24 protein-coding genes are annotated in these 23,471 nt (G+C 37.8%); 12 read left to right on the top strand and 12 right to left on the bottom strand.

Annotated features, from left to right (window positions below):
* The first annotated feature begins 8 nt into the window (after positions 1-8).
* On the top strand, positions 9-794 hold the full coding sequence (locus BLQ05_RS04550) for a DUF3667 domain-containing protein (protein ID WP_023576521.1): 786 nt from the start codon (positions 9-11) through the stop codon (positions 792-794).
* A gap of 25 nt (positions 795-819) precedes the next feature.
* On the opposite strand, the gene BLQ05_RS04545 is transcribed toward BLQ05_RS04550, so the two are convergent.
* Both BLQ05_RS04545 and BLQ05_RS04540 read right to left on the bottom strand, forming a co-directional pair.
* Positions 820-1,404 carry a dual specificity protein phosphatase family protein gene (locus BLQ05_RS04545; RefSeq protein ID WP_023576520.1) on the bottom strand — a complete coding sequence of 195 codons (585 nt, stop codon included), beginning with the start codon at positions 1,402-1,404 and terminating at the stop codon, positions 820-822.
* Between the two features lie 93 nt (positions 1,405-1,497).
* On the bottom strand, positions 1,498-3,426 hold the full coding sequence (locus BLQ05_RS04540; RefSeq protein WP_023576519.1) for an LTA synthase family protein: 1,929 nt from the start codon (positions 3,424-3,426) through the stop codon (positions 1,498-1,500).
* Between the two features lie 428 nt (positions 3,427-3,854).
* Here BLQ05_RS04540 and BLQ05_RS04535 point away from each other — a divergent pair, with 428 nt between their 5' ends.
* The 9 genes from BLQ05_RS04535 (at position 3,855) to BLQ05_RS04495 (ending at position 14,688) form a co-directional block, all read left to right on the top strand.
* Positions 3,855-5,633, top strand: a complete 1,779-nt coding sequence (locus BLQ05_RS04535; RefSeq protein ID WP_023576517.1) for an AMP-dependent synthetase/ligase — start codon at positions 3,855-3,857, stop codon at positions 5,631-5,633.
* A gap of 113 nt (positions 5,634-5,746) precedes the next feature.
* Positions 5,747-6,199, top strand: coding sequence for a MarR family winged helix-turn-helix transcriptional regulator (locus BLQ05_RS04530; protein ID WP_023576516.1), 453 nt, complete (start codon positions 5,747-5,749; stop codon positions 6,197-6,199).
* 29 nt (positions 6,200-6,228) lie between these two features.
* Positions 6,229-8,619 (top strand): 3-hydroxyacyl-CoA dehydrogenase/enoyl-CoA hydratase family protein, encoded by a 2,391-nt coding sequence (locus tag BLQ05_RS04525; RefSeq protein WP_023576515.1) that lies wholly within the window; start codon positions 6,229-6,231, stop codon positions 8,617-8,619.
* Between the two features lie 90 nt (positions 8,620-8,709).
* Positions 8,710-9,891, top strand: a complete 1,182-nt coding sequence (locus tag BLQ05_RS04520; protein WP_023576514.1) for an acetyl-CoA C-acyltransferase — start codon at positions 8,710-8,712, stop codon at positions 9,889-9,891.
* A gap of 77 nt (positions 9,892-9,968) precedes the next feature.
* On the top strand, positions 9,969-10,334 hold the full coding sequence (locus BLQ05_RS04515; RefSeq protein WP_035654527.1) for a four helix bundle protein: 366 nt from the start codon (positions 9,969-9,971) through the stop codon (positions 10,332-10,334).
* 48 nt (positions 10,335-10,382) lie between these two features.
* Positions 10,383-12,179 carry an acyl-CoA dehydrogenase family protein gene (locus tag BLQ05_RS04510; protein WP_023576512.1) on the top strand — a complete coding sequence of 599 codons (1,797 nt, stop codon included), beginning with the start codon at positions 10,383-10,385 and terminating at the stop codon, positions 12,177-12,179.
* Between the two features lie 136 nt (positions 12,180-12,315).
* The gene (locus BLQ05_RS04505; protein ID WP_035654560.1) at positions 12,316-12,840 is read left to right on the top strand and encodes a superoxide dismutase family protein; all 525 of its coding nucleotides are present in this window, start codon (positions 12,316-12,318) and stop codon (positions 12,838-12,840) included.
* A 2-nt stretch (positions 12,841-12,842) separates the two neighbouring features.
* On the top strand, positions 12,843-13,412 hold the full coding sequence (locus BLQ05_RS04500; protein WP_023576510.1) for a YdeI/OmpD-associated family protein: 570 nt from the start codon (positions 12,843-12,845) through the stop codon (positions 13,410-13,412).
* Between the two features lie 76 nt (positions 13,413-13,488).
* Complete coding sequence (locus tag BLQ05_RS04495; RefSeq protein WP_035654525.1) at positions 13,489-14,688, top strand: LETM1-related biofilm-associated protein; 1,200 nt, start codon at positions 13,489-13,491, stop codon at positions 14,686-14,688.
* 31 nt (positions 14,689-14,719) lie between these two features.
* Here the strand turns inward: BLQ05_RS04495 and can are convergent, their stop codons facing one another.
* The 4 genes from can to BLQ05_RS04475 form a co-directional block, all read right to left on the bottom strand.
* Positions 14,720-15,355 (bottom strand): carbonate dehydratase, encoded by a 636-nt coding sequence (gene can / locus BLQ05_RS04490; RefSeq protein WP_035654558.1) that lies wholly within the window; start codon positions 15,353-15,355, stop codon positions 14,720-14,722.
* 93 nt (positions 15,356-15,448) lie between these two features.
* On the bottom strand, positions 15,449-17,113 hold the full coding sequence (locus BLQ05_RS04485) for a SulP family inorganic anion transporter (protein WP_023576507.1): 1,665 nt from the start codon (positions 17,111-17,113) through the stop codon (positions 15,449-15,451).
* An 84-nt stretch (positions 17,114-17,197) separates the two neighbouring features.
* Positions 17,198-17,482, bottom strand: coding sequence for a hypothetical protein (locus tag BLQ05_RS04480; protein ID WP_023576506.1), 285 nt, complete (start codon positions 17,480-17,482; stop codon positions 17,198-17,200).
* 89 nt (positions 17,483-17,571) lie between these two features.
* Positions 17,572-18,051: a Dps family protein gene (locus BLQ05_RS04475; protein ID WP_023576505.1), complete on the bottom strand. Its 480-nt coding sequence runs from the start codon at positions 18,049-18,051 to the stop codon at positions 17,572-17,574.
* A 107-nt stretch (positions 18,052-18,158) separates the two neighbouring features.
* On the opposite strand from BLQ05_RS04475, the gene BLQ05_RS04470 reads away from it, so the two are divergent.
* Entirely contained in the window at positions 18,159-19,100 is a 942-nt protein-coding gene (locus tag BLQ05_RS04470; RefSeq protein ID WP_023576504.1) for a LysR substrate-binding domain-containing protein, read from the top strand.
* A gap of 53 nt (positions 19,101-19,153) precedes the next feature.
* Here the strand turns inward: BLQ05_RS04470 and BLQ05_RS04465 are convergent, their stop codons facing one another.
* From BLQ05_RS04465 to BLQ05_RS04445, 5 genes are all read right to left on the bottom strand, one after another.
* Positions 19,154-19,354: a hypothetical protein gene (locus BLQ05_RS04465; RefSeq protein ID WP_035654523.1), complete on the bottom strand. Its 201-nt coding sequence runs from the start codon at positions 19,352-19,354 to the stop codon at positions 19,154-19,156.
* A 234-nt stretch (positions 19,355-19,588) separates the two neighbouring features.
* Complete coding sequence (locus BLQ05_RS13865; protein ID WP_035118459.1) at positions 19,589-19,786, bottom strand: hypothetical protein; 198 nt, start codon at positions 19,784-19,786, stop codon at positions 19,589-19,591.
* 130 nt (positions 19,787-19,916) lie between these two features.
* On the bottom strand, positions 19,917-20,579 hold the full coding sequence (mnmC2, locus tag BLQ05_RS04455) for a tRNA (5-methylaminomethyl-2-thiouridine)(34)-methyltransferase MnmC2 (RefSeq protein ID WP_023576501.1): 663 nt from the start codon (positions 20,577-20,579) through the stop codon (positions 19,917-19,919).
* A gap of 3 nt (positions 20,580-20,582) precedes the next feature.
* Positions 20,583-21,026 carry a hypothetical protein gene (locus BLQ05_RS04450; protein ID WP_051365753.1) on the bottom strand — a complete coding sequence of 148 codons (444 nt, stop codon included), beginning with the start codon at positions 21,024-21,026 and terminating at the stop codon, positions 20,583-20,585.
* Positions 21,026-21,523, bottom strand: a complete 498-nt coding sequence (locus tag BLQ05_RS04445; protein WP_023576500.1) for a DUF4920 domain-containing protein — start codon at positions 21,521-21,523, stop codon at positions 21,026-21,028. Before BLQ05_RS04445 ends, BLQ05_RS04450 begins: the two co-directional genes overlap by 1 nt.
* A 304-nt stretch (positions 21,524-21,827) precedes the next feature.
* On the opposite strand from BLQ05_RS04445, the gene BLQ05_RS04440 reads away from it, so the two are divergent.
* Positions 21,828-22,895 (top strand): branched-chain amino acid aminotransferase, encoded by a 1,068-nt coding sequence (locus BLQ05_RS04440; RefSeq protein WP_023576499.1) that lies wholly within the window; start codon positions 21,828-21,830, stop codon positions 22,893-22,895.
* Positions 22,896-23,036: 141 nt separating this feature from the next.
* On the opposite strand, the gene BLQ05_RS04435 is transcribed toward BLQ05_RS04440, so the two are convergent.
* On the bottom strand, positions 23,037-23,420 hold the full coding sequence (locus tag BLQ05_RS04435) for a pyrophosphohydrolase domain-containing protein (RefSeq protein WP_023576498.1): 384 nt from the start codon (positions 23,418-23,420) through the stop codon (positions 23,037-23,039).
* Positions 23,421-23,471: the final 51 nt, after the last annotated feature.

The following is a 23,471-nucleotide window of genomic DNA, read 5'->3' as shown; positions in this document are numbered from 1 at the left end:
TAAAAAAAATGGAACGCCACAACTGTTTAAACTGCGACACTCCGCTTTTAGGAAAATTTTGTTCAAACTGCGGACAAAAAGCGGATACTCACCGGATTACTTTCAAACATTTCATCATGCACGATGTTTTACACGGTATCTGGCATTTTGAAAAAGGGATGTTATTTACTGCTAAACAAGCGTTATTCAGACCCGGAAAGGCAGCAATGGATTATATAGCAGGTAAAAGAATTGCTTATTACAATGTTTTTTATTTTATATTACTGTTAATCGGTTTAGCTGTTTTCATTGAAAATTATCATGAACAATTGTTTGAGAGTTATAATGGTAAAATTGTGGCTTCAAATAATGTTACAGATAAAAAATTAGCTTCTTTCATGGCAAAATATGCAAAACTGCTGATATTTTCTTTTGTACCGCTTTTTGCGATTAACACCTTCCTATTATTCCGAAAAAAGAAATTAAACTTAAGTGAACATTTTATAATTGCCGGAATTATTTATTTGGGCATTATGATTATTACAGTTATTGGGAACTTATTTTATTTTTTCGACTTCACAAAACATTTTGAAATTCTGTCAGACACAGCGACTATTTTAGTTCCTTTAATCGTCTTACTGTATGTACTTTTCAGCTATTACACAGCATTTAAAGACAGTTATAGTAAAATTGGTTTTTCATTTAGAATGTTGTTTTTTCTTTTCTTCTTAACAATTGAACTCTTAGGTATACTTGTTTTCATATTTGGTTCTGTAACCGACTGGAAATTTGGAAGCATGCAGTATCACACATAAAAAAAGCCCCAGTGTGGGGCTCTTTTTATTGCTTCGCTTCGGCAGCTTTTTCTTTTCTTGTTTCGTAAGTGTGAAGATAATCGCCTTTAGGTTTTCCCAAATCAAACGAACTCCATTTGGTTAAAAAACGGGTTCTTGTTCGGGCTTCATCCCTATCCATGTTTTCATATTCAATTCGGTATAACGCCGAATACATTTCTGCGCGCCCCACACCATGATAGCAATGTACCAATACAGGATAATTATCCGGATTGTCCATAATCTTAAAATAGGCATCCAGATTGTGCTGTTGCGGCACCTGATCGGAACCGTTATTGAAATACTTCACCCCTGGGATTTTTTCAACCGCTTCTTTTTCCGCAATTAATTCGGCAGGAATTTCCGGGTTGTTTTCTAAATCACCGGTTCCCGGAAAACGCAAATCGACTATGCTTTTAATATTGTATTTTTTAACGTACTCCTCAATCTCATCCGGAGGAATCACACCACTTTTGTATACTTTCCCTTCGGTAATGGTTTCGAAATTATGATTAATATGCATGTCATACACATACTTACCCGCTCCGGCAATAACAATCAAAAGGACAAGTAAACCTATTTTCTTTTTCATATCTATGAAATTTATTTTTTTGAGGTCATATAGTATCGCTTTCATTTATTGGTATTTGCTTGCGCAAACCTTTATTAATGGCGACTTCATTTTCTATTTATTATAGTATAATTTCTGATCGATAATTTTTTCGAAATAATCCTGAATAATCGCTTTACAGGCTTCACCGGTTTCCAGCATTTCCTTATTCGGTTTGGATATTAAATTGCGTTCTAAGGCTTTATCATTACTATCATAGTACCCCACAACTTGCTTTCCGTCAAAAGTACAAATATAGTTACCACGTTGAAATTGGTACAGATTTCCGTTGAAATTAATTGCATACGGTTTAACTTTCGTATCGCCTACCAAACTTCTGCCCCAGCTTCGGAACGGCTTATCATAACCTACCATATCCAAAATGGTCGGGTAAATGTCTATCTGTTGTGCCAACTCTTTGTTGACACCTTTTAAACTACCGTCGGGTTTGTAAATAAGAATAGGCGTGGCAGTTCGGTTAACTACTTTCGCATACTCATCATAATACGTCTGGTTACCATGATCGGCGGTGATTATAAAAATAGTATTCTTAAACCACGGTTGTTTCTTCGCTTCATCAAAGAATCTTTTAAACGCATAATCGGTATACCCCACACATTGGTGCATCGGCACATTTCCTTTCGGGAACTTACCGTTGTATTTTTCAGGAACGATATAAGGTTCGTGAGAGGAAACGGTAAATACCGTACTGAAAAACGGTTTTCTCTTTTTATCTAACGTCTGCTTCATAAATTGCAGAAAAGGTTCGTCCCAAATCCCCCAAACACCGTCAAATTCGGCATCGTTATTGAATTCAGTCTTACCATAATAATGATCAAAACCTAATATGTTTCCGAAACCAAGAAAGCCCATGGAACCGTTTGGCGCCCCGTGAAAAAAAGAAGTATCATATCCCATTTCCTCAAGGCAGGAAACCAACGACTGTATTTTCTGATTTGGAAAAGGCGACGAAGTGAAAGCATCTCTAAATGAAGGAACTCCTGCCAATATGGAGGACATTCCGTGAATCGATTTACTTCCGTTCGCAAAGCCATTGGTATAAATCATACTGTGTTGTGCCAACGAGTCTAAAAACGGCGTGTAACCTTCATAATTTGGAATATTCATGTCCTTATTAAAGGAACCCCAATATTCTCTTCCGAAACTTTCCGTGATAATCAACACCACATTGGGAGTCGATTTCGGATTGTTCGTATAGTGCTTAATCGGTTGAAAATTGGCTTCCACAACACTTTTATCGACCAGATCAATTTTCTTGAAACTTGTTTTCCCGATCGTTCTGATAATGGCAAACGGAGTGTTTAAAACAATGTCGGCGTGTTGCGGTTTTTCAACATATCGGTTGGCATCAATCAGATTTAAGGGACGGGTGCTCTTTTTAAAATCGCCACGAATCCCGCCAATCGTTAAAGTCGCAATGGCCAATAACCCTACAATCGAAAAAGGAAAATATTTTAATTTACTGTGCGTAACTGGTTCGTGGATAACCCTAACCTTTTTATACAGGTATATCCAAAGTACAGCCATAAGAAAGAACAACAAATACACATGCCAATAGCTGATTAAAAAGCGAAACATCATACCCGACTTATCTTTCTCATGCTCTAAGGAATCCCAAACCGTAATGGTGGTTCGGGCATAAATGAATTTATAATAAATCAAATCGATGAAATTCGTGGCATACGCAATTAAATTGGTCACAAAATACAGGTAAAACAAAAATTTCTGATACCCTTTTTTGGTGTTAATCCACAATGGCAAAACCGAAAACAGTATAAACAACCCATTAACATAAAGAATAGCCGTGGTATCAAAGGTCAATCCGTGGTAAGCCAACTTGAAAAAATCGCCTACAGCATCTACTTTCAGTAAACTATAATTGTAAATGAAAAATAATAAACGGGCAATGAAATAAAATAAATACACCAGCAACAATCTGTAAAATAGTGCTTTATATTCTTTTATACGAAAGAAGTTCTTCATGTTAAGTTAATGAAAATCAGTTTAATTAGCGCTCAAAAATACAAAATATGACTATCAATACACACTCGTTATGAAAACATTAATAAACATTTAAGTTTGACTTACCGTTTAAATCCTCCATTTCGCTTTTTATTATAAAATCAGATATTTAAAAATAGTATGCTTTCATAGTATTTTTTCATCAATTTTAGGACAACACCACTTTTTTCACTTGCAAAACGACTAAAAAAAGCAATGAAATTAAGTACAATTCCAAAGATTTTTAAAGCCCCTCCCTTTTCAAACATATCTCAAGTTAATAATTATCAGTACTTTATAGTTTATAATTTATAAAAAACTATTAAAAATTGACAAATCACAATCTATTCTTCTTTTTTTTTGCAATAAAATTAAATTTTTCATAATTTGCAGGAATAAAATCTGAGAAAATGAACCAAATTACACGTCTTTTTGATTTTCCTTATTATCAGCTGGAAAAATACAATTTATCCGACGCCCTTGTTACCAAACAAAACGGGGAATGGATTAAAACATCCACAAAGGAATATCTGGACAAAGCGAATGCCATTTCACGCGGATTACTCCGAATGGGAGTTCAGAAACATGATAAAATCGCTATCATTTCTTCCAATAACAGAACCGAATGGCACATTACCGATATTGGTGCTTTACAAACCGGAGCACAAACCGTACCAATATACCCTACCATTTCTGCAGAAGATTATGAATATATCTTAAACCATTCCGAGTCAAAATACTGCTTCATTTCCGACAGCGAAGTATTTGACAAAATAAATGCCATCAAACATAACGTGCCTTCATTACAGGAAATTTATTCTTACAATGACGTTCCGGGATGTAAAAGCTGGAAAGAAATACTGCATTTAGGAGAAGACGCTTCCAATCAGGATGTGGTGGAAGATCGAAAAAATACAATCGTTACAACCGATTTGGCTACCATTATCTACACTTCGGGAACAACCGGAAGACCAAAAGGAGTAATGTTGAGTCACCAAAATATCGTATCCGACGTATTGATGAGTGCGCCAAGAGTACCATTAAGAGCCGGTGACACAAGGGCTTTAAGTTTCTTGCCTATTTGTCATATTTTTGAAAGAATGCTAGTGTATTTGTACCAATATTACGGTATCTCAATATACTTTGCGGAAAGTATCGAAAAAATCAGTGATAACTTAAAAGAAGTGAAACCACACGTGATGTCGGTTGTACCACGATTACTTGAAAAAGTATACGATAAAATCTATGCCAAAGGAGCCGATTTAACCGGAATCAAGAAAAAATTATTTTTCTGGGCACTGGATTTGGGCATGGATTACAAACCTTACGGCGAAAATGGTGCCTTCTATGAATTCAAACTGAAAATTGCCCGAAAACTGATATTCTCAAAATGGCAGGAAGGCCTTGGTGGTCAATTGGAATTATTGGTTTCCGGAAGTGCCGCATTACAAACAAGATTAACAAAGGTATTCTGCGCTGCCAACATTCCGGTAATGGAAGGTTATGGTTTAACGGAAACATCTCCCGTAATCTCTGTTAATGACATGAGAAACAGAGGCTTTAAAATCGGGACCGTTGGAAAAATGCTTGATGGCGTTGAAGTGAAAATTGCCGAAGACGGTGAAATTCTTTGCAAAGGTCCTAATGTGATGATAGGGTATTATAAAGACGAAATCCAAACCAACGAAGCGCTGAAAGATGGTTACTTCCACACGGGCGATATCGGTGAGATTGATTCTGAAGGTTTCTTAAAAATTACCGATCGTAAAAAAGAAATGTTCAAAACTTCCGGCGGAAAATATGTAGCGCCACAGGTTTTGGAAAACACGTTCAAACAATCCCGTTTCGTGGAACAAATCATGGTAATCGGTGATGGCGAAAAAATGCCGGCCGCTTTTATCCAGCCTAATTTCGATTTCGTAAAGGAATGGGCAAAAATAAAAGGAATCAGCATCGGTAATACCAATGAGGAAATCATTTCCAACCCTGCTGTCATTGAACGCGTGGAAGAAGAAATCAATGAACTAAATAAAAAATTCGGAAACTGGGAACAGGTAAAACGCATCGAGCTGACTCCGGATATCTGGTCTATCGAAGCCGGACATCTGACTCCAACAATGAAATTAAAAAGAAAAATCATAAAAGAGAAATATCAATATCTTTATGATAAAATCTACAATAATGCCTAAAAATCAACGAACTCCTCTCTTATGAGGAGTTTTTTTTTAATTAACATAAAAATAATATAATTTTATTATGCGTGCATAGTAATTTTTTTGTATATTTGAACTTCTGAAAAATTATGAAAGACAAAACTATTGATTACGTTTTAAGAGCCACTTGGCAAGCCGTTTCCCGTATGTATAATGAGGAAGCGACAAAATATGGAGCAACCATGGCAACCGGTTTTGCTTTGTTGAGCATCGACAGGGAAAACGGAACCCCATCCACAGCATTAGGCCCAAGAATGGGTATGGAAGCGACGAGCCTTACAAGAACCTTAAAATCAATGGAAGAAAAAGGATTAATCATTCGAAAGAAAAATCCTGTAGACGGCAGAGGGGTATTAATCCACTTAACCAAATTAGGAAAAGAAAAACGGGAATTGTCAAAATCCACCGTATTGAAATTTAACGAAACGGTCCGAAAACACGTGACCGACGAACAATTGAATAATTTCATGGAAGTGGCTGAAATCATCAACGAACTGATTGCCGATAAAAGTATCTACAGCGATACCGAAAATAAAGATTAACATACCAAACAAACAATAAATACAAACAGATGAAACGACTTATTAAAAAAGTAGCGGTAGTGGGATCCGGAATTATGGGATCCGGAATTGCCTGTCACTTTGCCAATATCGGTGTGGAAGTATTGCTTCTCGATATTGTTCCGAGAGAATTAACTGAAGCCGAGCAAAAGAAAGGGCTGACTTTGGAAAATAAAGCGGTTCGTAACAGATTGGTAAACGATCATTTAGCGAATGCTTTAAAATCGAAACCCTCTCCTATTTATGATCAGAAATTCGCAGGCCGAATCACAACCGGAAACACCACCGACGATTTGGCAAAAATCAAAGACTGCGATTGGATTATCGAGGTGGTTGTTGAACGACTAGACATCAAAAAAGCTGTTTTCGAACAGATTGAACAATACAGAAAACCCGGAACGTTAATTACTTCCAACACTTCCGGAATTCCTATCAAATTCATGAGCGAAGGACGAAGCGAAGATTTCCAGAAACATTTCTGCGGAACGCACTTCTTCAACCCGGCGCGTTACTTAAAATTATTTGAAATTATTCCGGGTCCGCAAACTTCAACGGAAGTATTGGATTTCTTAAACGAATACGGCGAAAAATTCTTAGGAAAAACTTCGGTGGTTGCCAAAGATACGCCGGCGTTTATCGGAAACCGAATCGGAATCTTCGGAATTCAGAGTTTATTCCACCTGGTAAAAGAGATGGGATTAACTATTGAGGAAGTAGATAAATTAACCGGACCGGTTATCGGAAGACCAAAATCGGCAACTTTCAGAACAGTTGATGTTGTTGGTTTAGATACTTTGGTTCACGTAGCCAACGGAATCTACGAAAACTGTCCGAATGACGAAGCGCACGACTTGTTCAAACTACCGGATTTCATCAACAAAATGATGGAAAACAAATGGTTGGGAAGCAAAACCGGACAAGGTTTCTATAAAAAAGTCGACAAAGACATTCTATCCTTAGATTTGGACACTTTAGAATACAGAGCCGCTAAAAAAGCGTCATTCGCTACTTTGGAAATGACCAAAACGATTGACAAACCGATCGACCGTTTCAAAGTGTTGGTAAAAGGAACTGACAAAGCCGGAGAATTCTACAGAAAAAGTTTCTCTGCCATGTTCGCTTATGTATCCAACCGAGTTCCTGAAATCACCGACGATTTTTACAAAATTGACGATGCCATGAAAGCCGGTTTCGGTTGGGAAAATGGTCCGTTCGAAATTTGGGATGCCATCGGAGTGGAAAAAGGAATCGAATTGATGAAAGCGGAAGGCCTTGCTCCTGCTGCTTGGGTTACTGAAATGATCACTTCAGGTAACAAATCATTCTATACTGTAAAAGAAGGCACTACACATTATTACAATATTGCTTCTAAAGCTCAGGTTAAAATCCCGGGACAAGATGCATTCATCATTCTGAACAACATACGCGAAAGCAAAAAAGTGTGGAGCAACAGCGAAGCCATCGTTCAGGATTTGGGAGACGGAATTTTAAACCTGGAATTCCAATCGAAAATGAACTCCATTGGTGGTGGTGTCATTCAGGGCATCAACAAAGCCATCGAATTAGCCGAAAAAGACTACCGCGGATTAGTTATCGGAAATCAGGCAGCGAATTTCTCCGTGGGAGCGAATTTGGCCATGATTTTCATGATGGCCGTAGAACAGGAATACGACGAATTGAACCTGGCCATCAAAATGTTCCAGGACACGATGATGCGCGTTCGCTATTCGGGAATTCCGGTGATTGCTGCCCCTCACGGAATGACTTTAGGTGGCGGTTGTGAATTGACAATGCACTCCGACAGAGCGGTTGTTGCTGCGGAAACGTATATCGGATTAGTGGAATTTGGTGTCGGCGTTATCCCAGGTGGCGGTGGTTCGAAAGAAATGGCGCTTCGTGCATCGGATACGTTCCGTAAAAATGACGTCGAATTAAATGTGTTACAGGAGTATTTCTTAGCTGTAGGTATGGCTAAAGTGGCGACTTCTGCTTACGAGGGTTTCGATATCGGTGTACTTCAGAAAGGAAAAGATATCGTAGTGGTAAACAAAGACCGTCAGATTGCCGAAGCGAAGAAACATGCAATCTTAATGGCCGAAGCAGGTTACACTCAACCGGTAAAACGTAACGACATTAAAGTATTAGGAAAACAGGCATTGGGAATGTTCTTAGTAGGAACCGATCAAATGCAGGCAGGACAATACATTTCGGAACACGATAAGAAGATTGCCAACAAACTGGCTTATGTAATGGCTGGAGGAGATTTATCCGAACCAACATTGGTAAACGAACAATACTTGTTGGATTTGGAAAGAGAAGCCTTCTTATCTCTATGTACCGAAAGAAAAACTTTGGAAAGAATTCAGTTTATGTTAACCAAAGGAAAACCATTACGTAATTAGAAAATAGAAACAAGATGCATAAAACAAGAAGAAACTGTAAATCAATCTTGACTCTTGCTTCTTGACTCTTTTCTCTTAAAAAACTAAGAAATGAAAACAGCATATATAGTAAAAGCATACAGAACTGCCGTTGGTAAAGCACCAAAAGGAGTGTTCCGTTTTAAAAGACCTGATGAACTGGCAGCCGAAACCATCGAATTCATGATGAACGAATTGCCAAATTTCGACAAAACCCGAATCGACGACGTAATGGTTGGAAACGCCATGCCGGAAGCCGAACAAGGTTTGAACGTTGGGCGATTGATCTCTTTAATGGGATTGAAAATTGATGACGTACCGGGTGTAACCGTAAACCGTTATTGTGCTTCCGGAATTGAAACTATTGGAATGGCAACGGCTAAAATCCAATCGGGAATGGCACATTGTATCATTGCCGGTGGTGCCGAAAGTATGAGTTTTATTCCGATGGGAGGCTACAAGCCTACTCCGGATTATAAAGCAGCGGCAGCAGGTCACGAAGATTATTACTGGGGAATGGGGTTAACTGCGGAAGCGGTTGCCAAACAATTCAACGTTTCCCGTGAAGATCAGGATGAGTTTGCCTACAACTCGCACATGAAAGCCTTGAAAGCACAAGCGGAAGGTAAATTCGACAAACAAATTGTTCCTATTACAGTTGAACAGGTGTATATTGATGAGAACGGTAAAAAAGCAACAAAATCCTATGTCGTAACCAAAGACGAAGGACCAAGAGCCGATACTAACGTAGCTGCTTTAAACAAATTGCGTCCGGTTTTCGCTGCTGACGGTTCCGTTACTGCCGGAAACTCTTCTCAAATGAGTGATGGTGCCGCATTCGTACTGGTGATGTCGGAAGAAATGGTAAAAGAACTAAACCTTGAACCAATCGCGCGTTTGGTAAACTTCGCTTCAGCTGGAGTGGAACCTAGAATTATGGGTATCGGACCTGTAAAAGCAATTCCTAAAGCCGTAAAACAAGCCGGCTTACAACTGAAAGATATCGAACTGATTGAATTGAATGAGGCTTTTGCATCGCAATCCTTAGCCGTAATCCGTGAATTGGGATTAAATCCGGATATCGTAAACGTAAACGGAGGTGCTATTGCCTTAGGTCACCCACTGGGTTGTACCGGAGCAAAACTTTCGGTTCAGTTGTTTGACGAAATGAAACGCCGCGGAAACAAATACGGAATGGTAACCATGTGTGTAGGAACCGGTCAAGGAACTGCGGGAATTTACGAATTGTTGTAGAGTCAAGAAGCAAGAGTCAAGAAGCAAGAGTCAAGAAGCAAGAGTCAAGAAATTTAATATACACCAAAAATGATAATATGCGCCACAACTTTAAAAACCTCAAAATTTGGATTCTAGGAATGGATATTGTATCTGATATTTTTAAACTGACTAAAACATTTCCAAAATCAGAAACTTATGGTTTGGTTAGTCAGATGAACAGAAGTTCGGTTTCAATACCATCAAATATTGCTGAAGGATCAAATAGAGAAAATAAACATTTTAAATATTATCTGAATATTAGTTTAGGATCTTCATTTGAATTGCAAACACAATTGCTGATAGCTTTTCAAAATGAGTATTTATCTAAAAAAACAACAGAAGAAATAGAGCATAAAATAATAGAATTTCAAAAGATGACAACTGGTTTCATAAGCAAGTTAGACACAAATCTTTCTTCTTGATTCTTGGTTCTTTAATCTTAAATCAAAATTCAAAAAAATTAAAAAACTATGGAAGATATCACTAGAGGAGGTCAATTCCTTGTAAAAGAAACGAAATGCGAAAACGTTTTCACACCGGAAGATTTCAACGAAGAGCAAATCATGATGCGCGATTCTGTTAAAGAATTCGTAGACAAAGAATTATGGGCACATAAAGACCGTTTTGAGAAAAAAGATTACGCTTACACGGAAGAATGCATGAAAAAAGCCGGAGAACTTGGTTTCTTGGGCGTAGCTGTTCCGGAAGAATACGGCGGATTGGGAATGGGCTTCGTAAACACGATGTTAACTTGTGATTACATTTCAGGAGCAACAGGTTCCTTCTCAACAGCTTTTGGTGCTCACACAGGAATTGGTACCATGCCAATCACTTTGTATGGAACCGAAGAGCAAAAGAAAAAATACGTGCCGAAATTGGCAACCGGAGAATGGTTTGGATCTTATTGTTTGACAGAGCCGGGAGCTGGTTCGGATGCGAATTCAGGAAAAACGAAAGCGGAACTTTCTGCTGACGGAAAATCATACAAAATCAACGGACAGAAAATGTGGATTTCCAATGCCGGTTTCTGTCACCTGATGATTGTTTTCGCAAGAATCGAAGACGATAAAAACATTACCGGTTTCATTGTAGAATATGATGCTGCCAATCCAAACGGAATCACGCTTGGTGAGGAAGAGCACAAATTAGGAATCCGCTCCTCTTCAACCCGTCAGGTTTTCTTCAGTGATACCATTGTTCCTGTAGAAAATATGTTGGCTGGTCGAGGCGAAGGTTTCAAAATCGCGATGAATGCCTTAAACGTAGGTCGTATTAAATTAGCGGCTGCTTGTCTGGACGCACAAAGAAGAACCATTTCGGCTTCTGTGAAATACGCTAACGAAAGAATGCAGTTCAACACACCTATCGCAAATTTCGGAGCCATCCGTTCCAAATTAGCGGAAATGGCGGCTTCCTGTTATGCTGGTGAAAGTGCCACTTATCGTGCAGGCGGAAGTGTTGAGGAAAGAATTAATTCTCGTGTTGCGGAAGGAAACTCCCATCAGGAAGCAGAATTGAAAGGTGTGGAAGAATTCGCCATCGAATGTTCTATCCTTAAAGTGGCCGTTTCTGAAGATATTCAGAACTGTTCCGACGAAGGTATCCAAATCTTCGGTGGTATGGGCTTCTCTGAAGACACGCCGATGGAATCCGCTTGGAGAGATGCGCGTATTGCCCGTATTTACGAAGGTACGAACGAAATCAACCGTATGCTTTCCGTGGGAATGTTAATCAAAAAAGCAATGAAAGGTCATGTGGATTTATTAGGTCCTGCGATGAAAGTTGCCGAAGAATTAATGGGAATTCCATCTTTCGATACTCCGGATTATTCTGAATTATTCGCGGAAGAAAAAGAATTGATCGGAAAACTGAAAAAAGCGTTCTTAATGGTGGCTGGTTCCGCAGTACAGAAATACGGTCCGGATTTGGAAGCACACCAACAGTTATTGATGGCTGCAGCTGATATGTTGATTGAAATCTACATGGCAGAATCCACTATTCTGAGAACGGAAAAATTAGCAAAATCAAAAGGTGCTGATAATGTAAAAGAGCAAATCGCAATGGCGCAATTGTATTTGTATCACGCGGTAGACATCATCAATACCAAAGGAAAAGAAGGAATCGCTTCTTTCACTGAAGGAGATGAACAACGCATGATGTTAATGGGATTACGTCGTTTCACAAAATACACAAACATGCCTAACGTAGTAGCTTTACGTGAGACTATCGCTGCTAAATTGGTTGCTGAAAACGCTTACTGCTTTTAATCTTCAGGATTAACTGACTTGAAAATTGGTTTAGTTTGTTTAAAAGCCGCTTCTTGCATTTGCAGAGCGGTTTTTTTATGCTTTTTTAACACTTGACAGGTGTAAAAAATGATTAAATTTGAAAGAAAAAGGAATCATGAGAAAAATTATTTTAGTTGCCCTGGGAGTAGTTGCCTTAACTACCGGATGTAAAACAAAAACCGAAGGAAAAGTCAATGAACTCAAAATTGCTTTAGAACCCAAAAGTGACACCAAAACAAAAGGAACCGTAACCTTCTCGGAAAAAAACGGAACCGTGACATTCACCGCAAACATTTCAGGATTAACACCGGGTATGCACGCCATTCACATTCACGAAAAATCAGATTGTTCTGCCGCAGACGGTTCTTCTGCCGGAGGCCATTGGAATCCAACGTTCAAAAAACACGGAAAATGGGGCGCTGAAGAATATCATAAAGGCGATATCGGAAATTTTGCTGCCGATGAAAACGGAAACGGTAAAATTGTCTTCTCTACGGACGAATGGTGCATTGGTTGCGGAGATGAAACCAAAGACGTTTTAGGAAAATCCATAATCGTTCACCAGGGTGCCGATGATTTTGTTACCCAACCCACTGGAAATGCCGGAGGACGTGTGGCTTGTACGGCTATCATCCGATAACAATGAAAGAAAAAGAGCTGCTCTACTTTAAAAACGATGCCGAATGGCGGGAATGGTTGCATAAAAATCATGACACGTCTGAAGGGGTGCATCTTGTATTTTATAAAGTGGGCAGCGAATTTGAAAGCATGCGTTGGGAAGAAGCGGTTAAAGTAGCACTCTGTTATGGCTGGATTGATTCTACCGTAAGGAAATTAGATGAAGACCGACGCAAACAAACCTTTACACCAAGAAAAGCTAAAAGCGTGTGGAGCAAACTGAACAAATCCTACGTTGAAAAACTCATCGCCGAAAATTTAATGCACGAAAGCGGTTTGGCGAAAATTGAAATCGGAAAACAAAACGGTTCCCGGAATGCGCTTGATCATGTGGAAGAATTAATCCTCCCGGATGATTTACAACAGGCATTTGACAAAAACAAAACCGCTTTTGAAAACTATACCAATTTCAGTTTCACGTATCGGAAAAGTTACCTCTATTGGCTCAACCATGCCAAAAGGGAAGCAACCCGACAAAACCGGATTGCCGAAATCATAAAACTTTGCGAAGCCAACATCAAATCACGGCAATAATTTTTTACGGAAAACTTAACCGTAAGTTTGTATCAGAAGCATAAAAAGGTATAGCTTTGTGGTATAATTCACAACAATGATTAACCCTTCTAGTAACGGTTGGATAGATAAGTTTTTTATGGAGCAAAAACCATTGCTCCTGCCTGTTGTTGTGTATTCGTCTGTCTTTTACACCAATGTTAGAAATACGGGATTCATTTACGGTCATACTGTGGGTTTCGATGTGGAAAAACCTATCAGTACCAAAGGATGGACTTCGGAAGAAATTACCAAAGTTGCGCTATTGAATACGCTTTACGGCGTTTTTGGTTTGGTTACGCATAATGGAAATCCAAAAGATTTTATTGAGCAGACCATTCATTTTTACAGACAAATGAATCCTGAAGGTTTCAGTTTACTGAAAAAAATGCTTCCCGATTCCAGTGCCAGTCATAAATTGGAAGAAATGATTGATGAGCGTGTCCAGACCAACGATAACATCATAAGTAAGAACTTCTCGCATATTTTAACCAATGCCCTGTTGTTTATGGATGTATTGGCATATCGTCAATACCTGCTGCATCAGGAAATCCCTGGAAATTATCTGAAAAAACTGGAAGAGACCATTATCAGTATCGTTTCATTAGCATTAAAAACCAAGTCGGTCAAATCGAATTATGATGATTTACTGATAAAACTTTTCGAATCATCCGTTCGATACACCAAGTTTTCGAAAGTCAACATCGATACTATTGAAATGCTCGAATTGGATTATTTCACTTCCCCTTTAGAAAAAAATTATTTGTTGGATATTGCCGGAATGGCGATGTGGAGCGATGATGTTCTGGAAGAACAGGAAAGTGATTTTTTATACCGATTGGCAGAGTATCTGGAAATTAAAACAGAGTTTGCCACGGAAAGCATTGCATCGATAAATACGTTCATTAAACAATATCAAAAGGAAATTCCGTATTTCAAATATTCCAATCCCGTAAAACATTTCTACGATCAGGCCACGCAAAATGTGGTCGTTTTGATTACGAGAAATAAAAACCGACTGATTAAAGAGCTTTCGCAAAGCGGAGAACTAATGAAATTACTGGCCCTTTCCACAACAAGAGATTTGGACGCCAAAGAGAAGAAAAAAGTAAAGAAACAACTATTGGACATCTGTAAAACGATACCGTCATTAACCATTTTTCTTTTACCCGGCGGTGGCTTGTTGCTTCCGATATTAATCAAATTCATTCCGAAAATGTTACCGTCTGCCTTTAATGAAAATTTAGATATAGAATAAAAAAGTCCCGTGAATCACGGGACTTTTTTATTTAGAATTTCAATTGGTACACATCGTCCAGTTTTTCATTGGAATCGATATTCACGTTCAAATCGGTTACATAACCGGAATTCAATCCGTATACCCAGCCGTGAATGCTTACTTCCTGTCCGGATTTCCAAGCCGACTGAACAATAGAGGTTTTCGCCAAATCGTAAACCTGTTCTTTTACATTGATTTCAACGAATTTATTGAAACGCTCATTTTCATCAATAATGGAATCAAGATACACCCGATGATGTCTGTAAACATCTTTGATGTGACGAATCCAGTTGTCAATAATGCCAATGGAATCATTACCCATTGCGGCTTTCACGCCACCGCAACCATAATGACCACAAACAATTATATGCTTAATTTTCAAGGCATTAACAGCATAATCCAAAACACTTAACATGTTCATATCGCTGTGTATTACCATGTTTGCGATGTTTCGGTGCACAAAAACTTCTCCCGGAGCGGCTCCTATAATCTCATTTGCGGGTACACGGCTGTCGGAACAACCAATCCACAGCAACGGTGGGTTTTGACCTTTTGACAAATCCTTAAAAAAATCTTTGTCAATAGCCAATTTTTCTTCTACCCACTTCTTATTATTATCTAATATTTTCTTATAAAAATCACTCATAACCATAATCTTCGCTTGTATTTATTTAAAACTCATTTAACAAGTCGTTTTACACGACTAATGTACGTTAAATTGTGTAATAGTTGTTGGTATTTAATTTGATGTTAATTCCTCGATTACTTCTTTATGGGAAGAAATTGAGTTGTTTCTGTATTTAATTACCGCATCATGTTCCATAAAAACGTGGTTGTTTTCATTTTTGGAATTTTCCAGTTCATAGGCTTCCTTAAAGCCTATCAGGGAAACTTCTATGTTTTTTTCAACCGCATTAATGGTTCGGAATTCTTTGATTAAATCCAATACATCATGAGCAATGTAAACCGTATCCGAAGCGTTAATAACCACTTTCGAATCTTCCGGAAGATTGCTCAACGTCAGTTTAATGGCCGCTTTGTTTAAAAACGAAACTTCCTGAGCCAAATCGATATGAATCACGTCGCCGTCTTCATATTCTTCTTTTCTGAAATAATAGGCTCTTTTCAGATTTCCCCTTAAAACAAAAAGAATACTGATTACCATCCCTAAAGCAACTCCTTTAAGTAAATCAAGGAATACGACTGCTAAAAGTGTGGCGATAAAAGGAGCGAACTGGTATTTCCCTTTTTCCCAGAAATGCTTGATCGTTGCCGGTTTGGCCAATTTATACCCAACAAGCAATAAAACTGCCGCCAAAGTTGCCAAAGGAATTTTATTTAAAACCATTGGTATCGCTAAAACACTGATCAGCAATAAAGCACCGTGCACAATGGTGGACATTTTAGATTTGGCTCCGGCGTTAACGTTTGCCGAGGTACGAACCACTACAGAAGTCATTGGTAAACCACCCAAAAGCGAACTCATAACATTTCCGATTCCCTGAGCGCGAAGCTCGTTATTGGTGTCGGTATATCTTTTTTGCACATCGAGACGGTCAGCCGCTTCGATACAAAGTAAACTTTCAATTGAAGCTACTATGGCAATCGTGAATGCCACTATCCAAACCTGAGGATTTGTAATGGACGTAAAATCAGGAAAAATAAAAATACTCTGAAATTCGGCAATGGAAGTTGGCACCGGTAAGGAAACCAAGTGTTCTTTTCCAATAGCCAGCGAACTTCCCGTTGCGATAAACACTTCATTTAACAGTACGGCAACTATTACCGCAACCAAAGCACCCGGAACCAGTTTCAGTTTCTTTAAAAACGGAAGTTTATCCCATGCAATCAGAATTATCAATGAAATTACCGTTATCAGTACAGCTCCGAATTGAATATAATCCAAAGCGCCTAATAAAGTTGAAAATGTATTTCCTCCATCAGCCTGAACAAAAGCCTCATCCCCTTCAAAATCTGCATCATACCCCACAGCATGCGGTAGTTGTTTTAAGATAATGATAACGCCAATACCTGCCAACATTCCTTCAATAACATTGGTTGGAAAATAGTTAGAAATACTTCCCGCCTTCAGAAAACCCAATACAATCTGGATTAATCCGGCTAAAAAAACTGCGGTAAGAAAAATATTGAACGCACCAAAATCGGTGATTGCCGTAAGTACAATGGCAGTTAAACCTGCTGCCGGTCCGGAAACGCTAACGTGTGATTTACTTAAATAACCTACCACGATTCCTCCGATAATTCCCGCAATAATTCCGGAAAAAAGAGGTGCGCCGGAAGCCATAGCAATACCCAAACACAACGGTAAAGCTACTAGAAAAACAACCAAACCTGATGCGAAATCAGATTTCAGGCTGCCAAAAAGATTTGTTTTTTTTGTCATAACCCAATAAAATATAATACAATTAATACTTCAAACATCTCAAGATATCTGACTGATAATCAAAACGATTACTTTAAAAATGCATTATATGAATTCGGGTGGAGGAGAGAATATTTCTTCAGAAACGTTATCATGTTTCTGTTCATTATCAATGTTTATGATAACTGACTTTTTATTAAAAATTATAGCCGGAACCTGAAGTATGTCGCCAATACTAAGCGGAATTTCCTTAACTTCTTTATGGATCTCTTCTTCCGAAAAAGAATAGACAATGGAAGTGTCCGCATTACTTTTCATCAACCCAATAATCGTTGGTGTTGCCAAAAAAGTAATGAAAAGTATAAGAACTATGTTAGCTAAAATTTTCACTCTGCGAATGTAGAAAATTATAAGTTGGCTTGAAAATTTATTATGATTATTTTAATACTAAATCTGCGCCATCAGATCAAACGAGTTCACTACATTTCTTCTTCCATCCACGCCTTCATCATCCAAATTGTTTTTTCCTGTTCCTTGATGAAATCACTCATCATCGAATTGGTGCCTTCATCGTCAATTTCACCGGATTGCTTTAAGATAACCCGCTCAATTTTAAGCAATTCCGCTAAGGATATGATAACCAATTGAATGGCTTCTTCATCGTTCGAAATACTTTTACCGACTTGTATCCGTTTGTTCCTAACATAATCTTCAAAAGTATGCAATGGTGTTCCTCCCAAGGTTAGTACCCGTTCGGCAATCAGATCAATTTTTAGCTGACTATCGTTGTATAATTCTTCGAATTTCAAATGCAAATCAAAAAAGCGCTTACCGCGAATATTCCAATGCAGACCTCTTAAATTCTGATAATAAATCTGAAAATTGGACAACAGAATATTCAATTCGGCAACCAAAATCTGTGTTTGTTTTATAGGCAATCCTAAACTATTCATTTTCATGGCCTTATACGTAAATTGATTAGTTATACAAATTTATTCAAAAAAAACGCACAACAAGAATAAATTAAATTGATAGATTTTATAATTTTATCGAAAATACTTATCCGATGACTATTACCCAATTATATTATGTTTTAGCTGTTGCCGAACACAAAAACTTTACCCTGGCAGCTGAAAAGTGTTTCGTAACGCAACCGACACTTTCCATGCAGATTCAGAAGCTCGAAGAAGAACTGGATATTCAGATTTTTGACCGAACCAAAAAACCGATCCAACTGACCGAAATTGGGGCGAAAATCGTTTCACAGGCAAAGAATATTGTGAATGAATCGGGCAGAATCAAAGATATTGTAGATCAGCAAAAAGGGTATTTTGGAGGTGAATTTAAAATCGGAATTATTCCTACCGTAATGCCAACGCTTTTACCCATGTTTTTGAATAACTTCATTAATAAGTATCCGAAAATTAATCTGATAATTGAAGAACATAATACCGAAGAAATCATCAAGCGATTGAAAAGCGGTCATTTGGATGCAGCCATTGCCGCTACCCCGTTGGAGGAAGAAACTATCAAAGAAATTGTTTTGTATTATGAACCCTTTGTGGGTTATTTTCCGGAGAATCACCAAAATATGAGCAAAGCGGAAATTGAAGTGGGCGATTTGGATTTGGACAACATTTTGCTGCTTCAGGACGGACATTGTTTCAGAGACGGAATTTTAAATCTGTGTAAAAATGCCAATGCCAATCACGATAGCCGTTTTCAAATTGAGAGTGGTAGTTTTGAAACCTTAATCAAACTGGCCGACGAAGGCTTAGGAATTACATTGCTCCCTTATTTACATACGCTGGACCTAAGTGAAAAAAACAAAGAAAAACTGCGCCATTTTAAAGAACCGAGACCGGCCCGCGAGGTAAGTCTAATTTATCCGAAAAGCGAACTGAAAATGCACATTATTGATGCGTTGAGAACCACAATTTCCGGTGTTGTAAAAGGAGCCATTGCTTTTCACAACGTACAAATTATCAGTCCATTGTTAAAAAAATAAAAGGAGCCGAAGCTCCTTTTATTTTGGGTTAAGTTTTAGGTAGGGTTATATAGTTAATTTTCATTGATGAGAATCAAACACTGTCGCAGTTCCGGTTTTTCAGAAGTAAAGTACCTCAACCATTTACTTAGTTGTTCAATTTCATACGGCAATAATGTCTTAATTGCTTTTTTTAATTCTTTCATAAAAAGCAAAGGATCAAAGCTCACTCTTTCAAGCACCGATTTGGTGTAATCATAAATCATTCGCGGCATAATCAATCAGTATTTTTGGTTAACTAGGTAAGAACGTAGAGTAAAAGTAAATAAAAACATTTTTACCACAAAGAAAAAAAACAAAAAATTATCGATTAAATGCAATATATCTCGATTAAAAGCGTTTTTCTTTCAAAATAAGCGTTAAAATACTTACATAAAAACTTTTTCATTATTCGCATTGCCAATGTAAAAGAAGGCAAAAAAAAAGGAGCCGAGGCTCCTTTTTAATTATTATTCATTTACATAAATTAAACATTGTCGTAATTCGGGTTTCTCTTTTGTAAAGCTAAGCAACCACTCTGTTAATTGTTCTAACTCATAAGGCAACAGGATTTTCACGGCTTTTTCCAATTCTTTACAAAATAATATTGGGTCGAAACTTACTCTTTCTAAAATAGATTTGGTGTAAGCATACATTGATCTTGACATAATTGCAACTATTAATTGGTTAATGGGGTAAGAACTTATAGTAAATTTATAAAAATATTTTATTATTTTTTAATTCTGCATTAATTATTTATTAACATTAAATATATATCACATTATTTTAACAAAATAATTACTTTTTAACAGCTCTTAACATTTCGCGTTTTCCTGGAGGTCCGGGCAATTTTTCTGTGGAGAAACCAACTTCTATCATTGCTCTTTTCACACTGCCTCTACAGGCATAGGTAACCAATACTCCGTTCGGTTTTAATGCTTCGAACATTTTTTTAAAAATCTCAACCGACCACAACTCGGGCTGGTATTGAAATCCGAATGCGTCAAAGTAAATCAAATCGAAGCGGTTTTTGTCACTTATTTCGTTAAAGTATTGTTGTCTTTTTGTTAAAGTAAATCCTTTGGAAACTACTGTTTTTACGCCCCATTCGGAAGAATGCATCAACTGAAAATCCGTATCAGACTGATTAGCATTCAGTTGCGAAACATAATTCAGTTTTTCGACTTCTTCCGGCAAAATCGGATAAGCTTCCACGCCGGTATAATCGATTGTCAATTTCAATTTTTCGGCTTCCAATAAAGTAACCAAAGCATTTAATCCTGTGCCGAAACCTATCTCCAAAACAGCAACGGACTGTTCCTTAAAAAGTGACAGTCCGTTTTGTATGAATACGTGTTTGGCTTCCTGAATCGCCCCGTGTTTGGAATGGTAGGTTTCCCCCCACTCCTCCATCAGTAATGAGGAAGAACCATCTTCCGTTTGAATAATTTTTCGTTTCAACGTTTATTCGATATAAAGTTTTTTGATCCTCGGAATAGGGCCGCCGCATTTCACCTCATGGCATTTTAAACAAGCATCTACCCCGTTATTAAAGTGCTCTTTGGCATTTTTCGGATCCTTGTAAATCAACTCCTGTTCCTGGATGAATTTCGCCGCCTGTTCCTTAAAGAAATCGTCGTTTTCGCTTTCATCCGTCATTACCGCTTTATGGATCTTCATGAAATGCTGCGGAAACTGACCAATCGTGTCGCCACTTTTGATTCGCTCCTTCAAACGCTGATTGTCAACATACATCTGTTCCATCAAAGCCGCCATTTCTGACATTTCATACATCTCGAATTGCTTCTTTTCGGAAACTTCTTTTTTGACTTCCTCCTTAACTTCGTCCTTTTTATTACAGGATAAAATCAATACAGAAGTAAGTACCAACAATACTATCTTTTTCATTATTTACTGATTAAAACACCATCTGCCATAAAAGAATAGGTAACTTTAGGTGTGGTGATACTGTCAATGGCAGCCTGAGATTTCCCGCCGTCTTTCGCATAATGTTTTTGATCTTCCACCGATTCTACACTCACAAAGGCTTTCCCATTTACGATAGCTTCCTGTTTTCCGGCATTCATCGGTACAAAAAAGGCATAATCCTTAAATTTAACGAAAGTTTCTTTTCCTTCCGCCAAATCCATCGACATCCAGCAGCCCTTTTTCTGACACACTTCTTTGATTTCTGACTTGAACTTTACATTCAAAGTATCCCCTTCTTTCAGATCCTTGAATTTAGCGAACATTTCCTCTTTTGTCAATGCTTCCGCATCCGAAATACTATCTCCGAAAACCGCATATTCCACTTTTGGAGCTTCCGCAATCTTAGCTTCTTCTTGTTTCTTATTGCAACTTACGACAGCTACGGCCAAAACGGCCAAAACGATAACTTTTTTCATCCTATTTATTTTTTTGTCTTTATTATTTGGAATTTCAAAGAAACAAATTAAAATCGATTGGCAAAACGGGCAACGGTTTTTTTCTGCTTATTCCATTAAAAAATAACATTTTAAAGTCAAATTTTGAATAATTAAAAACAAATTGGCAATTCCGCAATCAATTATGCTATTTTTAATCCGACGTTAAAAAACGTGCATTTTTTTGTTAGATTTGCAATGACACAACAGGTTTATTAGCAATTCTAAAATTCCGAATTCCCTAATAAACAGCGATTTAGTGTTTTTAAATACTAATTATTATTCAATGGAATTAACAGCAACAGGCAACATTAAAATTGTTACTGCAAAAGAATCAAAAATAACTTCGGTTGATTTTGACAACTTATCATTCGGAAACATCTTTACAGACCATATGTTGGTTTGTGATTACGACAACGGTGTTTGGGGAGAACCTGAAATCAAACCGTATGAACCATTTACGATGGATCCGTCATCAAGGGTTTTTCATTACGGTCAGGCAATTTTTGAAGGTATGAAAGCTTACAAAGACGAGAACAATGCTATTTGGTTGTACCGTCCGGATCAAAATTTTGAACGTTTTAATAAATCAGCTGTTCGTTTGGCTATGCCGGAAGTTCCGGAAGAAGTTTTCATTGGCGGATTGAAAAAGCTGATTGAAATTGAAAAAGAATGGGTTAAAAAAGGCAAAGGAAATTCGTTATACATTCGTCCGTTCATGATTGCAACCGGACATGGCGTAATTGCTTCTCCATCCAATCAGTACCGTTTCTGTGTAATCCTTTCACCGGCCAGTGCTTATTATTCGGGTGAAGTGAAAGTGGTTATCGCCGATCATTTCAGTCGTGCAGCTAACGGCGGAATTGGTGCTGCAAAAGCGGCAGGAAACTATTCGGCACAATTTTACCCTACGAAATTAGCAAACGAAAAAGGATTTCAGCAAATTATCTGGACAGACGATGCAACGCATACTATGTTAGAAGAAGCAGGAACCATGAATGTTTTCTTCAGAATTAACGACACTTTATATACCGCACCAACCAGCGAACGTATTTTGGACGGAATTACCCGAAAAAGTATTCTTGAATTGGCACAACGTGACGGAATTAAAGTTGAAGTGCGTCCGGTTTTGGTTTCCGAAATTGTGGAAGCAGCCAAAAACGGAACGTTAAAAGAGATTTTCGGAGCAGGAACCGCTGCTGTGGTTAACCCAATTGCAGGTTTCTCTTATCAGGATACTTATTATGAATTACCAAAAATGGAAAATTCATTTGCAGGGGAAATTAAAGAAAAGCTGACTAACATTCAATACAAACTGGCGGAAGATACTTTTGGCTGGACTGTGAAAATATAGTAAGCAAGATTACAGTCAGCAGTTAGCAGACTATAAATGAAAAAGGGAATCAAAATTTGATTCCCTTTTTTATGATTGGTAATTGGCATAAACCCAATACAATATTTTCTTAACTTTTACTTCCTGCTTTCTACTTCCTGCCTACCTCAATATCTGCTCAAAATTCGGTTTGAAATAATTCGGACCTTTCATCACTTTTCCGTCTTCGCGGTAAATCGGTTTTCCATCTTCTCCCAGCTTACTCATATTACTGCGTTGGATTTCGTCGAAAACTTCTTCGATTTTATGTTGTAATCCGTGCTCCAGAATTGTACCGCATAAAATATACAGCATATCACCTAAAGCATCGGCAATTTCAACCAAATCATCATTCTGAACAGCTTCAAGATATTCTTCATTCTCTTCTTTCATTAGGTTGAAACGAAGCATGTTTACCTGTTCTCCCAAGTGACCTTTTGGCGAAAAATTAACGCCTAAACCAAAGGCTTCGTGAAATTCTTTTACGGAATTGATTTGTTTTTGCATATTTATAAAATTTTGCAAGGAAATTAATCAAAAAGAATATTCAAAAAAACT

Origin of the sequence: Flavobacterium saliperosum (genome assembly GCF_900100625.1) — a bacterium.
Classification (GTDB): Bacteria; Bacteroidota; Bacteroidia; order Flavobacteriales; family Flavobacteriaceae; genus Flavobacterium; species Flavobacterium saliperosum.
The sequence above is the reverse complement of the archived record's forward strand: the minus strand, read 5'-3'. Positions and strand labels throughout refer to the sequence as shown.

Excerpts from the sequence above, each read along its gene's own strand:
- BLQ05_RS04530 (WP_023576516.1), top strand. The coding sequence starts at position 5,747 with ATGAAAGACAAAACTATTGATTACGTTTTAAGAGCCACTTGGCAAGCC.
- BLQ05_RS04500 (WP_023576510.1), top strand. The coding sequence starts at position 12,843 with ATGAAAGAAAAAGAGCTGCTCTACTTTAAAAACGATGCCGAATGGCGG.
- BLQ05_RS04450 (WP_051365753.1), bottom strand. The coding sequence starts at position 21,026 with ATGAAAAAGATAGTATTGTTGGTACTTACTTCTGTATTGATTTTATCC.
- BLQ05_RS04545 (WP_023576520.1), bottom strand. The coding sequence starts at position 1,404 with ATGAAAAAGAAAATAGGTTTACTTGTCCTTTTGATTGTTATTGCCGGA.
- BLQ05_RS04515 (WP_035654527.1), top strand. The coding sequence starts at position 9,969 with ATGCGCCACAACTTTAAAAACCTCAAAATTTGGATTCTAGGAATGGAT.
- BLQ05_RS04510 (WP_023576512.1), top strand. The coding sequence starts at position 10,383 with ATGGAAGATATCACTAGAGGAGGTCAATTCCTTGTAAAAGAAACGAAA.
- BLQ05_RS04470 (WP_023576504.1), top strand. The coding sequence starts at position 18,159 with ATGACTATTACCCAATTATATTATGTTTTAGCTGTTGCCGAACACAAA.
- BLQ05_RS04440 (WP_023576499.1), top strand. The coding sequence starts at position 21,828 with ATGGAATTAACAGCAACAGGCAACATTAAAATTGTTACTGCAAAAGAA.
- BLQ05_RS04505 (WP_035654560.1), top strand. The coding sequence starts at position 12,316 with ATGAGAAAAATTATTTTAGTTGCCCTGGGAGTAGTTGCCTTAACTACC.
- BLQ05_RS04525 (WP_023576515.1), top strand. The coding sequence starts at position 6,229 with ATGAAACGACTTATTAAAAAAGTAGCGGTAGTGGGATCCGGAATTATG.
- BLQ05_RS04445 (WP_023576500.1), bottom strand. The coding sequence starts at position 21,523 with ATGAAAAAAGTTATCGTTTTGGCCGTTTTGGCCGTAGCTGTCGTAAGT.
- BLQ05_RS04540 (WP_023576519.1), bottom strand. The coding sequence starts at position 3,426 with ATGAAGAACTTCTTTCGTATAAAAGAATATAAAGCACTATTTTACAGA.
- BLQ05_RS13865 (WP_035118459.1), bottom strand. The coding sequence starts at position 19,786 with ATGTCAAGATCAATGTATGCTTACACCAAATCTATTTTAGAAAGAGTA.
- can (WP_035654558.1), bottom strand. The coding sequence starts at position 15,355 with ATGAGTGATTTTTATAAGAAAATATTAGATAATAATAAGAAGTGGGTA.
- BLQ05_RS04485 (WP_023576507.1), bottom strand. The coding sequence starts at position 17,113 with ATGACAAAAAAAACAAATCTTTTTGGCAGCCTGAAATCTGATTTCGCA.
- BLQ05_RS04465 (WP_035654523.1), bottom strand. The coding sequence starts at position 19,354 with ATGCCGCGAATGATTTATGATTACACCAAATCGGTGCTTGAAAGAGTG.
- BLQ05_RS04550 (WP_023576521.1), top strand. The coding sequence starts at position 9 with ATGGAACGCCACAACTGTTTAAACTGCGACACTCCGCTTTTAGGAAAA.
- BLQ05_RS04520 (WP_023576514.1), top strand. The coding sequence starts at position 8,710 with ATGAAAACAGCATATATAGTAAAAGCATACAGAACTGCCGTTGGTAAA.
- BLQ05_RS04535 (WP_023576517.1), top strand. The coding sequence starts at position 3,855 with ATGAACCAAATTACACGTCTTTTTGATTTTCCTTATTATCAGCTGGAA.
- BLQ05_RS04475 (WP_023576505.1), bottom strand. The coding sequence starts at position 18,051 with ATGAAAATGAATAGTTTAGGATTGCCTATAAAACAAACACAGATTTTG.
- BLQ05_RS04435 (WP_023576498.1), bottom strand. The coding sequence starts at position 23,420 with ATGCAAAAACAAATCAATTCCGTAAAAGAATTTCACGAAGCCTTTGGT.
- BLQ05_RS04495 (WP_035654525.1), top strand. The coding sequence starts at position 13,489 with ATGATTAACCCTTCTAGTAACGGTTGGATAGATAAGTTTTTTATGGAG.